Annotated in this window: 16 protein-coding genes and 1 pseudogene; 14 read left to right on the top strand and 3 right to left on the bottom strand. The window is 50.2% G+C overall.

Translation table 11 applies throughout. From position 1 onward, the window contains the following. Positions 1-2 precede the first annotated feature (2 nt). Positions 3-974 carry a radical SAM/SPASM domain-containing protein gene (locus BQ5383_RS18405; RefSeq protein WP_172724663.1) on the bottom strand — a complete coding sequence of 324 codons (972 nt, stop codon included), beginning with the start codon at positions 972-974 and terminating at the stop codon, positions 3-5. Positions 975-1,330: 356 nt separating this feature from the next. After that, positions 1,331-2,443, bottom strand: coding sequence for a peptide chain release factor 2 (gene prfB, locus BQ5383_RS18410; protein WP_071434497.1), 1,113 nt, complete (start codon positions 2,441-2,443; stop codon positions 1,331-1,333). A 189-nt stretch (positions 2,444-2,632) separates the two neighbouring features. Here prfB and BQ5383_RS18415 point away from each other — a divergent pair, with 189 nt between their 5' ends. The 14 genes and pseudogenes from BQ5383_RS18415 (at position 2,633) to BQ5383_RS18480 (ending at position 12,337) form a co-directional block, all read left to right on the top strand. Further along, positions 2,633-3,706, top strand: a complete 1,074-nt coding sequence (locus BQ5383_RS18415; RefSeq protein ID WP_071434500.1) for an RING finger protein — start codon at positions 2,633-2,635, stop codon at positions 3,704-3,706. Positions 3,707-3,756: 50 nt separating this feature from the next. Next, a complete protein-coding gene (locus BQ5383_RS18420) occupies positions 3,757-4,635 on the top strand; it encodes a UTP--glucose-1-phosphate uridylyltransferase (protein ID WP_071434504.1) in 879 nt (292 codons plus the stop codon). 119 nt (positions 4,636-4,754) lie between these two features. After that, complete coding sequence (gene rpsF, locus BQ5383_RS18425; RefSeq protein ID WP_071434506.1) at positions 4,755-5,051, top strand: 30S ribosomal protein S6; 297 nt, start codon at positions 4,755-4,757, stop codon at positions 5,049-5,051. A gap of 11 nt (positions 5,052-5,062) precedes the next feature. After that, positions 5,063-5,515 (top strand): single-stranded DNA-binding protein, encoded by a 453-nt coding sequence (locus BQ5383_RS18430; RefSeq protein WP_071434510.1) that lies wholly within the window; start codon positions 5,063-5,065, stop codon positions 5,513-5,515. Positions 5,516-5,567: 52 nt separating this feature from the next. Next, the gene (gene rpsR / locus BQ5383_RS18435; RefSeq protein ID WP_071434512.1) at positions 5,568-5,807 is read left to right on the top strand and encodes a 30S ribosomal protein S18; all 240 of its coding nucleotides are present in this window, start codon (positions 5,568-5,570) and stop codon (positions 5,805-5,807) included. A 361-nt stretch (positions 5,808-6,168) separates the two neighbouring features. Further along, positions 6,169-7,368, top strand: coding sequence for a DUF6017 domain-containing protein (locus BQ5383_RS18440; RefSeq protein ID WP_002317296.1), 1,200 nt, complete (start codon positions 6,169-6,171; stop codon positions 7,366-7,368). Positions 7,369-7,389: 21 nt separating this feature from the next. Continuing rightward, positions 7,390-7,602 (top strand): DUF5348 domain-containing protein, encoded by a 213-nt coding sequence (locus BQ5383_RS18445; protein WP_002317295.1) that lies wholly within the window; start codon positions 7,390-7,392, stop codon positions 7,600-7,602. Positions 7,603-7,676: 74 nt separating this feature from the next. Next, complete coding sequence (locus BQ5383_RS18450; RefSeq protein ID WP_002317294.1) at positions 7,677-8,153, top strand: PcfB family protein; 477 nt, start codon at positions 7,677-7,679, stop codon at positions 8,151-8,153. Further along, positions 8,150-8,446 (top strand): annotated as a pseudogene (locus BQ5383_RS18455) (VirD4-like conjugal transfer protein, CD1115 family); the annotation flags it as partial. The gene BQ5383_RS18450 and the pseudogene BQ5383_RS18455, both read left to right, overlap by 4 nt. 32 nt (positions 8,447-8,478) lie before the next feature. Beyond that, entirely contained in the window at positions 8,479-10,353 is a 1,875-nt protein-coding gene (locus BQ5383_RS18460; protein WP_071434517.1) for a recombinase family protein, read from the top strand. A gap of 78 nt (positions 10,354-10,431) precedes the next feature. After that, positions 10,432-10,647, top strand: a complete 216-nt coding sequence (locus BQ5383_RS18465) for a transposon-encoded TnpW family protein (protein WP_071434520.1) — start codon at positions 10,432-10,434, stop codon at positions 10,645-10,647. A 134-nt stretch (positions 10,648-10,781) separates the two neighbouring features. After that, positions 10,782-11,078, top strand: coding sequence for a hypothetical protein (locus BQ5383_RS18470; RefSeq protein WP_071434522.1), 297 nt, complete (start codon positions 10,782-10,784; stop codon positions 11,076-11,078). 88 nt (positions 11,079-11,166) lie between these two features. Next, positions 11,167-11,895, top strand: coding sequence for a DUF4097 family beta strand repeat-containing protein (locus BQ5383_RS18475; RefSeq protein ID WP_083390064.1), 729 nt, complete (start codon positions 11,167-11,169; stop codon positions 11,893-11,895). 145 nt (positions 11,896-12,040) lie between these two features. Continuing rightward, positions 12,041-12,337, top strand: coding sequence for a DUF3847 domain-containing protein (locus BQ5383_RS18480; RefSeq protein ID WP_071434529.1), 297 nt, complete (start codon positions 12,041-12,043; stop codon positions 12,335-12,337). 304 nt (positions 12,338-12,641) lie between these two features. Here BQ5383_RS18480 and BQ5383_RS18485 read toward each other — a convergent pair whose 3' ends face one another. Beyond that, on the bottom strand, positions 12,642-12,878 hold the full coding sequence (locus BQ5383_RS18485; RefSeq protein WP_002330520.1) for a helix-turn-helix domain-containing protein: 237 nt from the start codon (positions 12,876-12,878) through the stop codon (positions 12,642-12,644). Positions 12,879-13,021 lie beyond the last annotated feature (143 nt).

The raw sequence follows: 13,021 nt of genomic DNA on the forward strand, positions 1-13,021 counted from the left end.
CATCATTTCTCCTTTTGTTCCCTGTTAAATTCATTTGTTTTCTCTTGGGAGGATGCCCCTTTCAGGCCTCCGTTACGCAGGTTCCTTTTGCCTTCATGGGGATTTTTATTTCCTCCCCCAAAGCGCAGACGATAACCGCACCGCTGGCAAAGAGGCTCTTTTACCTGGCGGTTGGTCAAGTCCCTGGCCATGGCGGTCATCCGCTTCCCTTCCACGATCTCGCCAAAGGGCTGCTCAAAGAGGTTGCCCAAAGGACACTCCCCTTCTCCATCCAAACAGCAGGGCACCACCGTTCCATCCGCCAGTACCGCCGCCATGGTCCGGGCGCCGTAGCAGGTACCCTGATCACCCAAAAAAGGATTTTGAAGGGAGGGCCAGACAAATTCCTCCTCAAAGCTGACAAAAATCCCCTTGTCCAGCGTCACGGAACGATAGCGCGCCGCCATCTCCCTGATGCCTCCGGGCTCCACGGAAAAACTCCGTTCCAAGAAATCCAGTGTTTTTTGTCCATCCCGGGTGGTTTCCCGTTTGTCGTCCAGATTCCAAACCCGAAAAACCGTATATCTGCCCAACTCAGCTGAAGCGCGGGCATAATTCGTCAGTCTCTCCAGCCATTCCTCCAAGGGGCCGTGGGTAGCCTGGGTATAGCTGTGAAGGGAAAGATTGGTCTGGCGCACCGCCGGAGCCGACAGCAGAAGCTGCTGCCGCATGGGAATCAATACCCCATTGGTGGTGAGATTCACCTGAAAATTCAGCTGGCGGCAAATCTCCAGAATCTCCTCCAGCTGGGGATGGATCAGCGGCTCCCCCTTGACATGGAGATACAGATAATCGCAATAAGGCCGGATCGCTTCCGCTGCCCGACGAAACTCCTCCGCTGTCATGGTTCTGGCAGGTCTGGAAGAAACAGGACAAAAACTGCAATGAAGGTTGCAGCGGTTGGTAATTTCCACATAAACACGCTTGAAGCGCACAGGATGCCCTCCCATTATTTTGATACACTTTCGGGATAAAGCGGCAGCTGGTAAACTTTTTTTCGGTCCGGGAAAAATGAAAAGCTGTTTTGCCTTCCCCTGTTTTTTCCCAGAAAACCCTTTTTCTCCACTTTATCGGCATTTTTCATTATATATGATACTGGGCCGGAAATCAATTTTTCCCGGCAGGCGGCTATAATTCGGCAGCGGGAGCGCTATAGCTGACCCAAAACCGCTCTTATGCAAAAGGCCGGAGCCTCCATACCAATAAAAGTACAGGGCTCCGGCACAATCATTCCGGTGTCTCAATTGGGAGAGCTGCACAGAAGCTCTCTTTTTTTACTGCAAAAAGAAAATCAGATCTTACCCAAACTCTTCTGGGTCAGATAAGCATTGATAAAACCGTCAATATCGCCATCCATCACAGCGTTGATGTTGCCGGTTTCATAACCGGTACGATGGTCCTTGACCAAGGTATAGGGCATGAAAACATAGGAACGAATCTGGCTGCCCCAGGCGATCTCCTTCTGGTCGCCTTTGATATCCTCGATTTTATCCAGGTGCTCCCGCTCCTTGATTTCAATCAGCTTGGAACGGAGCATATTCATAGCCACTTCACGGTTCTGATGCTGGCTGCGCTCCACCTGGCAGGCTACCACGATGCCGGTGGGGATGTGGGTCAGACGGACCGCGGAGGAGGTCTTGTTAACCTTCTGGCCGCCTGCGCCGCTGGAACGGTAAACATCCATCTTCAGATCCTCTTCCCGGATCTCCACGTTCATATCCGCTGTAATCTCCGGCATTACCTCCAGAGAAGCGAAAGAGGTGTGACGGCGGCCGGAGGCGTCAAAGGGCGAAACCCGTACCAGCCGGTGAACGCCGCTCTCAGACTTCAGGAAACCATAGGCATTTTCACCCTCCACCAGAATGGAAGCGCTTTTCAGGCCAGCCTCATCTCCATCCAGGTAGTCCAGGATCTTATACTTCATTCCCCTGCGTCCCACCCAGAAGGTGTACATCCGGTACAGCATCTGGGCCCAGTCCTGCGCCTCAGTGCCGCCCGCGCCGGCATGGAAAGTCAAAATGGCGTTTTTAGCGTCATATTCTCCGGTGAGCAAAGTGGAAAGCTTGGTGTCCTGAATCATCAGGTCCAGCTTGTCACAATCTGCCAGTGCTTCGTCATAAACAGACGCGTCCTCCGCTTCCTCCGCCAACTCGATGAGCGTCATGGTATCATCGTACAGTCCACACATCTTCTGATAGGATTCCAGCTTGTTTTTTACTGTACCCTGACGCTGGAGAACCTTTTGGGACTGCTCCTGATTATCCCAAAAACCGGGAGCCGTAGTCTTGGCCTCCAGTTCCTCGGCTTCCTTTTCAAGCCCTTCAATATTCAGCGCTGTATGGAGCTGACGAAGAGATGGCTCCAGTCCTTGCAGACGCAAACGCAGTTCTTCAAATTGCAGCATAGAAAAACATTCTCCTAAATAAAAAATTCCGCTACCGGCAGGCTTTCCTTTTACTACCGCATAAACGATCACTAGTATATAATACCAGACCAGCGCCCTGTTGCGCAAGATTCTTTACAAACTATTAATTGAAAACTTTTTCTCCCTATACTATAATATTTTTATTATCTATGGTAGGAGTTGATTTGTGTGCCTGTGTACACCGGCTGTAAATGCCCTGTTTGTCAAAAAGAATTTGCCCCCGGAGATGATATCGTTGTCTGCCCGGTTTGCGGAAGCCCACATCATCGGGAGTGCTACCGGCAGCTGGGACACTGCGGCAATGAGCATCTGCATGAGGAAGGGCGTTCCTGGCAGCCCGACGGCGGTGCGGAAAATCAACAAAACGGCGCAGCAGCAAACGGTACTGTCCTTTGTCCCCGCTGCGGAAAAGAAAATCCCCAGGAAAATATCTTTTGTCAAGTCTGTGGTGAACGGCTTATCGGTGCTTCCCAAAACACCTACGGAGGATACAGTCAGAATCAGGGCTATGGGCAGAATCAGCACTACGGTCCCCAGCAGGGATACGGCAGCTCCGGACAGCACAACAGCAATAACCCTTATGCCGATTTTGTCCGGGCACAGCTGGATTATTCCGAGGTGCTGGACGAAGGGATTACGGTAAAGGATCTGTGCGACTATGTAGGGCCCAATAACATTTCCTTTGTACTCAAGTTCAAAGGCATGATCCGCAGCAGATTCCCTGTGAGCATCAATTGGTGCGCCCTGTTTTTTGGATTCTACTACTGCTTTTACCGCAAAATGTACAAGCTGGGGGCTATTTTGCTGGGGCTGACCCTTTTGCTGAGCGTGCCCATCAATTATCTCACCTTCCAGGCCATCAATGAAGCCATTGCCGCCAATGGGCAGCAGGCCTTTTTTGATGCAGTGCTTACCTATGGTATGAATGGCATGATGAACAGCTTTGTGGATGGACCAACCCTCCGGCTGCTGCTTGTCCTGTCACCGGTGGTCAATTTTCTTTCTCTTGCTCTGCGCCTGTTCGCCGGACTGTTTTTCAACCATTTTTATTACAAGCATTGCCTGCGGCAGATCAAGCGGCAGCAGCAGTGCGCCCACTGCTCCATCGGCACCGTTGAATACAGTTACGCTCTCACCCGTGCCGGCGGCGTCAACTTTAACGCTGTTGCCATCATGGTGGTCATCAGTGTTGTGGGTGTGTTGGCATTATCTTATTTAATGACGTTGACCCTTGCTCTTTGAGCGTTCCATTTTTCACATTTTGATTTTATCGTTTTGAGGAGGACTTCATTATGGCAAAGGTGACAAAAGCTGTCATTCCTGCCGCGGGTCTTGGTACACGGGTATTGCCGGCCACCAAATCCATTCCCAAGGAAATGCTTCCTATTGTGGACCGCCCTGCTATCCATTACATTGTGGAAGAAGCGGTACGCTCCGGTATTACTGATATTTTGATCATTACCAGCCGAAACAAGGTCAATGTAGAGGACTATTTTGACCGGGCTCCTGAACTGGAGGAGCGTCTCCTTGCCGCCGGGAAGCGGGAAGTCTATGACGAAATTGTCTCCATTGCCCATATGGCCAACATTCAGTATGTACGGCAGAAGGAAACAAAGGGATTGGGTCATGCGGTATTATGCGCCAAAAGCTTTGTGGGAAATGAACCCTTTGCGGTACTGTATGGTGATGATGTGATCATTTCACCTCCGGACAAGCCTGCTACCGGTGAACTGTGCGCCGCTTACGAAAAGTATGGCAAAGGCGTGGTGGGCATCAAAGAGGTCAGCCCCCAGGCGATCCTGAAATACAGCTCCTTGTCTGTTACCCCTCTGGAGGACCGCATTTTTGCCGTCCATGATATGATTGAAAAGCCTGCTCCCGATCAGGTTCTCTCCCTTTACTCCATTCTGGGGCGCTGCGTTCTGCCCCCTGAAATTTTTGATATTTTGGAGCAAACTCCACCCGGCGCCGGCGGAGAAATCCAATTGACTGATGCCATGAAAACCCTGACCCGCTGCGGCGGTATGACTGGTGTGGATTACACCGGTACCCGTTACGATATGGGAAATAAGCTTGGCGTGATGCAGGCCGCTGTGGAAGTGGCCCTCAATCATCCGGAAATCGGTAATGACTTCCGGGAATATCTGAAAAATATTGCAAAAACCCTCTGAAATTCATTGACAAAATAAATTTCCTCTGCTAAAATAAACCTGTTATGCCGGTTTGATCGGCTTAACTCCTTGCTCTGTCAAACAGACAGGGCCTAATGTCCATAAGGAGGTGTAAAGAGATGACCAACAAACTTTCCAGCTACGAAACTGTGATGGTGCTCAGCACCAAAAACGGCGAGGAGGCTACCGCTGCTCTGGTGGAGAAGTTCAAAAACCTCATCAGTGCCAACGGCACCATCGAGTCTGTCGATGAGTGGGGCAAGCGCAGACTGGCCTACGACATCAACTATGAGTCCGAAGGCTATTATGTACTGGTGAACTTCACCAGCGAGCCCAGCTTTGCTGCTGAATTGGATCGTGTGTACAAAATCACCGATGGCGTTCTGCGTTCTCTCATTGTTGCTAAAGGGAAATAAGGAGATTTGTGATGTTTAACAAAGCGATTCTCATCGGCAGAATTACTGCTGACCCTGAGCTGAAGCGGACAAACACTGGAATTTCTGTGGTAAGCTTCTCCCTGGCCGTTGACCGGCGCTTTTCCGGTCGGGACGGAGAGCGGAAGGCTGATTTTATCAACATTACCGCATGGAGACAACAGGCTGAGTTTGTCTGCAAATACTTCCACAAAGGCGACGCTATGGGCGTTGAGGGAAGTATTCAGACTCGCAATTATGAAGACAAAAGCGGCAACAAGCGTACTGCCACTGAGGTCGTGGCAGACAACATTTTCTTTGTAGGCGGCAAAAGTTCCAATGCCGGCACTTATACCGCTTCTCCTGTGCAGTCCGCTCCTGCTCCCATGAGCGAGAGTGTTGCCTACTCCAGTGGCACTGCCAGCGATTTTGAGGAAATGGAACCCGATAATGACCTTCCCTTCTGATTCATTTCAGAAGCACAGTTTCATTTTATCGTAGCAAGGAGGTTTTACCAACATGGAGCGTAACGACAGACCCCGCGACAGAAAGCCCAGAAGAAAGGTTTGCGCTTTCTGCGTCGATAAGATTGAGTCCATCGATTACAAAGATGTTCCCCGCCTGCGGAGATATCTTTCTGAGAGAGCTAAGATCGTTCCCCGCAGAGTGACCGGCACCTGCGCCCGTCATCAGCGGCAGCTGACCATTGCGATCAAGCGCGCCAGACATCTGGCTCTTCTCCCCTACATCAGCGATTGATTGTAGATAAAATTTCGTCCCCCATTGTTCCAAAGAACAATGGGGGACTTTTTCTGTCTGCCTTTCATCCATTTCCCATTATAATTTCAGCTGCAAAAGATTTTATGAAGAAAATTTTAGGTTATCGCTGAAAGCCCCGGAAATACGGGCATTTCGCAGGATATGAGAACTCAATTTACTACCAATTTACTACTTTCGGATTGAGCCGCATATATGCTGAACCATACTGCTAATACCCGCCACCCCAAATACGGCACATCATAAATTGAATACGACACCGTAAACGCGGCGTTCCTCTTTCCCGTCATGGGAGAACAGGACGCCGCTTTTTTATGCCCAAATAGAGAAAGGAGGCGACGCCATGCTATTTACTTCCGGCCCTGACCGGGCGTTTGAACGGCTGATGCAGGAAAAGCCCGGTTTCGATCACTACGACGGCGGCGGGGCGGACGCGCCGGAGGATTGCGGCACCTGCCGATTTTACCGCCCGGATTGGAAATATCAATTCTGCCAGTTTGCAGAGTGTCCCTATCAGCCGGGCAAGCTGACCGACTATGCAGCGGTCAAATTCACAGTGAAAGGAGCGAACAACGCTATGGCAGTTTTCCGTGTGGAAAAGAACAAAGGCTATACGGTGATGTCAAATCACCACCTGCGGAATAAGAACCTGACCTTAAAGGCCAAGGGCCTGCTGTCGCAGATGTTGTCCTTGCCGGAGGATTGGGACTATACCCTAAAAGGACTGTCCTATATCAACCGGGAAAGCATCGACGCGATCAGGACAGCGGTATGGGAGCTTGAAAAAGCTGGATATATCCGGCGTGAGCAGGGCCGTGACGCAAAAGGCAAAATGGCCGATATGGTCTATACCATCTACGAACAGCCGGTATTGGAAAACCCGGTATTGGAAAATCCAACATCGGATAACCCGGTGTTGGAAAATCCGACATCGGATAATCCGGCGTCGGAAAATCCAACGCAATTAAATAAAGAAGTACAAAGAACTGACTTATCAAAAAAAGAAAAAATAATTACAGATGGACAAAGTACCCATTCCATTCCTATCCCATCCCCGACCCCTGCCCCTATGGAGGGCGAGGCAGCGGCTACGCCGCCGGAACGGAAAAGGACAGGAAAGGATGAGGCTGTACGGATTTATCGGGAAATCATTTTGGAGAACATCGAGTATGCCTATCTCATTCAGGACAGGAGCATTGACCGTGAACAGCTTGACGAAATCGTAGACCTGATGCTGGAAACCGTCTGCACCGCCCGAAAGACAATCCGTGTCGCCGGGGACGACTACCCTGCCGAGCTGGTGAAATCCAAGTACATGAAGCTGACCGGCGAACATATCCGCTTTGTCCTTGACTGTCTGCGGGAGAACACAACGAAAGTCCGCAATATCAAACAATACCTGCGGGCTATGCTGTTCAACGCCCCCAGCACCATTTCCAACTACTACACGGCCCTTGTCGCGCACGACATGGCACAGCCCGATTGGGGAAAGCCTAAATCCGGCCTGCCGGACTATTCCTGCGGCGAGGGCGAAAGCCTGTAACGAGAAAAGGAGGACGACCCTATGAAGCAGGGCGCATTGATTTTTGACGAGCGAACAGACCGTTACGACATCCGCTTTGATCTGGCCGACTATTACGGCGGCCTGCATTGCGGGGAGTGTTTCGACGTGATGATCGGCGGCAAATGGAGGCCCACCCGCATTGAAATGGCCGAAAACTGGTATCTTGTCGGCATCCGGGCCGACGACCTTTCCGGCCTGCGGGTGCGGATTTGACCTATATCTACCTGCGGCGTCTGGTGGTTCCGCCTTAGACGCCGCTTTTGACTTTCTGACAAGGAGGGATGCGATTGCAGGAAGAAGTTACTCAAAAGACCATTGCCCTGTCCATGAAAACGGGCAAGCTCACGGCTCAAGTGCTGCAAGCGGCGCTGAAAAAGTACCTGCAACACCGGGCCAAGGGCAAAAACACGCTGCACCACGGCCAGCAGAGCCTAAAGCAGCTTAAAAAGCATGGGGCTGATCTCTCCAACATTGAGATCACCGAGGCCAACATTGGAGCGTTCAAGCCATGCGCCAAGAAATACGGCGTGGATTTTACCTTACGAAAAGATAAGACCACCCAGCCGCCCCACTACGTTGTGATTTTCAAGGCCAAGGATGCAGATAACCTTGATCTGGCGTTTCGGGAGTTTACCGCCAAGACGCTTTCCAAGGAGCAGCGGCCCTCTATCCGCAAGGTTTTGTCCGCTGTGAAGCAAAAGGCGGCGGCCCAGACCAAGCAGCGGGCCAAGGAGAAAATCAAGGAAAGGGGGCTGGAACTGTGAAGCCTGACGTAAAGAAATTGCTGATCCTGAACCTCCCGTATCTGATTTTTGTGTACCTGTTTGCGAAATGCGGGGAGGCGTACCGGCTGGCCGCTGGTGCTGACCTGTCGGGGAAGCTCCTGCATTTTGCGGATGGTTTTGCGGCGGCTTTTGCCAACCCGCTGCCAAGCCTGCACCTGTTTGACCTGTGTATCGGTATCGCCGGTGCCGTGATCGTGCGGCTGGTGGTGTACTGCAAGAGCAAGAACGTGAAGAAATACCGCAAAGGCATGGAGTATGGCAGCGCCCGCTGGAGTGCATAATTTTAAGTGTAAAGGACACCTATATGGACGCACAGGAGGTTATGCACATGACTGATTATAGCAAAATTACCGCCCTTTACTCCCGCCTTTCCGTAGGCGACGAGGACAGGGACGGCGGCGAGAGCAACAGCATACAGAACCAGAAAATCTTTTTGGAGAACTACGCCAGAGGGCAGCACCTAACCAATATCCGGCACTACATTGACGATGACGAAAGCGGCAGATTTTTTGACCGTTCTGCCTACTCCCGCATGATGGACGATGTGGAAAACGGCAAAATTGGTGTCTGCATTATGAAAGACCTTACCCGCTGGGGGCGCGACTATCTCCAAGTCGGCAACGCTATGGAGATATTCAGACGGAACAACGTGCGCTTTATCGCGGTAAACAACGGCATAGACAGCGAGAAGCCCGACACATTGGAGTTTGCCCCCTTTATCAACATCATGTCGGAGTGGTACGCAAAGGACATCAGCAAGAAAGTGAAAACGGGCATTAAGACCAAAGGCATGAGCGGAAAGCCGATTGCCACCGAAGCCCCCTACGGCTATATGAAAGCCCCCGACAGCAAGGATTTTTGGATAATCGACGAGGAAGCCGCCGAGGTTGTACGCCTTATTTTCCGCCTGTTTCTGGACGGGAAAAACCGAAACCAAATCGCTGTATATCTGACACAAGCGCAAATACCGACCCCCACTTTCTACATGAAAGACCGGGGGCGGGGAACTTGTAAAAATAAGACGCTCAACGAGGATAACCGTTACAAGTGGAACAAAGTCACGCTGACCCATATCCTCACGCGGCAGGAGTATTGCGGCGATGTAGTCAATTTCAAAACTACAAAGCATTTCCGGGATAAGCGAAACCACTATGTAGACAGAAGCCAGTGGCACATCACAGAAAATGTGCATGAGCCGATTATCGACCGCACAGACTTTGAAAATGTGCAGCGGATTTTGGAAAACGCGCCCGTCAAACGCCCCAACGGGGACGGAGAAATCCACCCTCTGTCCGGCTTGCTTTTCTGTAAAGACTGCGGCGCAAAAATGCACATTCGCATAGATTACCGAAACGGCGGCAAGCGGCATATTGCCTATTGCAGCGAGTACCACAAGGGGAAAGCCAAAAATCCTAAATGCCATTCCCCGCACATCATCGACGCGGATCTGCTTATGCAGACCGTCGCAGATGTGCTGAAAAAAATCGCGGAATACTCTATCAGCAACAAGGCGGATTTTGAAGCCTTAGTGAAAAAGAGCCTTGCCATGCAGCAGACCGACAAGACAAAGAAACAGCAGAAGCGTATCCCGCAAATCACGACGCGCCTTGAACAGATTGACAAGGTACTGAATAAACTTTATGAGGACAACGCGCTGGGTACTATCCCGCAAGACCGCTATGAGCAAATGTCGCAGAAGTATTCAGAAGAATACTACACGCTGAAAGCGGAGCTTGCTGCACTCCAAGAACAGCTATCCGCTTTTGAAAATGCGGGAGGACGGGCGCAGAAGTTTTTGAAGCTGACGGAACGCTATGCCGCCTTTACCGACCTTACCCCCGCAATTCTCAACGAGTTTATCAGCCGGATTGAAGTGCATGAGCGCGACCAGAAAAGGGCGAGATACGCCATTCAGCACATCGGGATATATTTCAACCACATCGGCAGGTTTGAAAACGAAGTGACACAGCTTGCCGAGCCGACGGAGCAGGAAATCCGGCAAATGCGGGAGGAAATCGAGGAAGCAAAAAAGGAAAGGAGCCGCGCTTATCACAGAGCGTATTCAAGGGAGTACCGGGCGCGTAACCTTGAAAAGCAGCGGGAATATGACCGCATGAAAGCGCGGGAATACAGGGCGAGGAAAAAGGCGCAGGCAGCCGCCGCAGCCCCCGCACAGTAAAACAGAATAGCCGACAGCAGAGAGGGATTTTCCAGATACGGGAAATCCCTTTTTCGCGCCCGGAGAAAGGAGTTGCCATTGACAGAAAAGAAAGGAACGCCTATCCCGCCGACCAAGCCGGACGGAGTTATCACGACACAGGGAAACGGGCAGACCATTGTTGCGGAATTGTTTTTTAACCGCAGCGGCACAGAAACTTTCCGCGACAAGCTGCTAAAACTGATACTTGCCGACAGTTTGCGCTTTTCCGCGTCTGACGGTCAAGAGCCGGAAAAAACGGAAACCTTGCGATAACAGCCGCCCCGACGATACATTCCCCGTCCGGGCGGTTTTTATCGTCAAAAACGCCGTTTTTCCCAAGTCAAGAGCCGGGGAAAACACCCGAAAAATGCCCCTATTGCGTAACAGGGGCGCAGAAAGGAGAGTTTATGAAAACAGGGCTTACCAAGCAGGAAAAGACCACCGACATTTGGTTTGACGAGAAAGACCCTCTTATCCATATCCGCACCCACAACACCGCCTTAAAGAAGCGGCTGCTTGCATACAGCCGCCGTTATCCGGCGAATTGCCAGCAGACCGACGCAGACCCGGAAACGGGCTGCATGGAGTTTGATATTGAGAAAGGACGCTTCTCTTTCCGTCTGACCGCCCCATACAGCGAGGAACGGCGGGAAGCAGCGCGGCAGTATGCCAGAGAGAACAACGCCGCCGACAGGCTAAAATGATGTAGATTTGTTCATAGTCTTGTGCTATACTTAAAAAAACAAGCCAAAGTAAACCGAGCGGCAAACTGAAAATTTAAAAGGAGAATAAATGATGAAAAAGTTCCTTGCCTTTTTGTTGTTATTAAGTATGACATACCTATTTTGCGGATGTAGTAATATTCATTTAAGAGGAACGGCACCTCATTATGAAGAAAATACATATTCTGCTTCGGACGAGATTGAAAGCGTTACGATAGATGAGAAAAATACTCCCATTCAGATAGTCAGTTCAGATAGTAAAACTGTTTCTGTCACATATTATCGAGCAGATGATGGAAGTGAAGATTATGAGATAACAGAAGAAAATGGAGAGTTGACGATTACAAAGCAATCTCAATCTAATATAGGGGATAGATATTCTGAAGATGACTCTTATAAAAATGTTAAATTAGTGTTATCGCTTCCCGATAATTACACCGGCAATTTGTGTATTGAAACACTGGATGGTGATATAAATATCGGAAATGTGGATATTCAGGATATAACAATAACTACTAATAATGGAAATATAGCTTTTGGAAGTGCGACAATCAACCATTTGCAAATAAACACACTTGATGGTAATATTTCTTTTGACAACACCGCTATAATGCAAGAGTTAGCTTGTGAAACGAAAAATGGGAATGTTATAGGAACATTTAGTGGCAACATGGCAGATTATAGTATTGTTACCGAAACCGTAGGTGGTAATAGCAATCTCAATTCTAAGGTTGGCGGAGATAAAACAATATCAATTTCAACACAAGATGGGGATATTGATATTTCGTTTGATAAATAAGCCAAAATGCCGACATAGAATACAATATGCGACTTCCAGATTAGCAAGAAAAACACAGTAAAATTAAATAAACCACCCACAAGGGACAGCCGAGAAAATCGACTGTCCTTTTTCTATGCCAACAGGCAGAAAGGAGCGACCAGCTATGACGAAACCGAGAGAGAAAACCCGCGAGGAATTGACCGCCGAAATTGAGGACAGCAAGAAGAAAATCCAGCAATACGAAAACCGGGAAAAGGTGCTGCGGCAAAAGCTGACGCAAGAGGAACGCCGGACACGCAGCCACCGCCTTATCGTCCGGGGCGCGGTATTTGAAAGCATTGTGCCGGAAGCAAAGACCATGACCGACGAGGAAGCCGCCGCGCTTCTTAGGCTTGCCTTGACGAGCGAGCCAGCGCGGGAATATCTGAAAAAACGAGCCGAGGACGGGAACGCCGGATAAATCCCTTAGGCACTAAGGGCGCACTTATACACCCTTACGGGCGTGTGCGCTCTGCCGAGGGCTTATCTCTCCACACAGCACCTTGCTATGTTCCGAGATTGGCGGCTTTGCCGCAGACAGGGGAAGCTACACTTCCCCTGCGACAGCTTACGCTGTCTACCCTTTTGTGTACTTGCCGGAAGCAAACACCTTGCGTTGCAAGCTGTTCCCTTCCGACAAGTCTGAATGACGCTCTAACGGAGGTGATACCCATAGCCATTTACCATTGTAATATCAGCATAAGAGGGTGCAGCCCTCTTGCCGTCTATCTCTGTTCCAGCGGGAAGCTCGGCAATGCTTCCAGCAGTTTCAGGGAAATGCGCTGCCGTATATCTTCGTCAATGACTTTCTTCTTTTTGCCGTTTGCCTGTCTGATCTCCACCGTGGAAAGCTCGTTGATGTAGTCAGCATAATGGGCCAACACTTTTTCCGTGGCCCACCTCTCACCGGCAACGGCGGCTTTGATCGTTTCATAGTCCAGCAGCTTTTCTTGTCCGTCCATCCTGATACCCCCGTCAGACTGATTTTTTCTATGATACCATATTCGGAAGCATGGAACCAGAGAAAACGGCGCTTTTCTGCTGGTAAATTCTACGCATTTAGAACAGCACTTCGGCGGGGATAGGATAAAACACCCACATACCC

Source organism: Angelakisella massiliensis (assembly GCF_900104675.1).
Taxonomy (GTDB): domain Bacteria; phylum Bacillota; class Clostridia; order Oscillospirales; family Ruminococcaceae; genus Angelakisella; species Angelakisella massiliensis.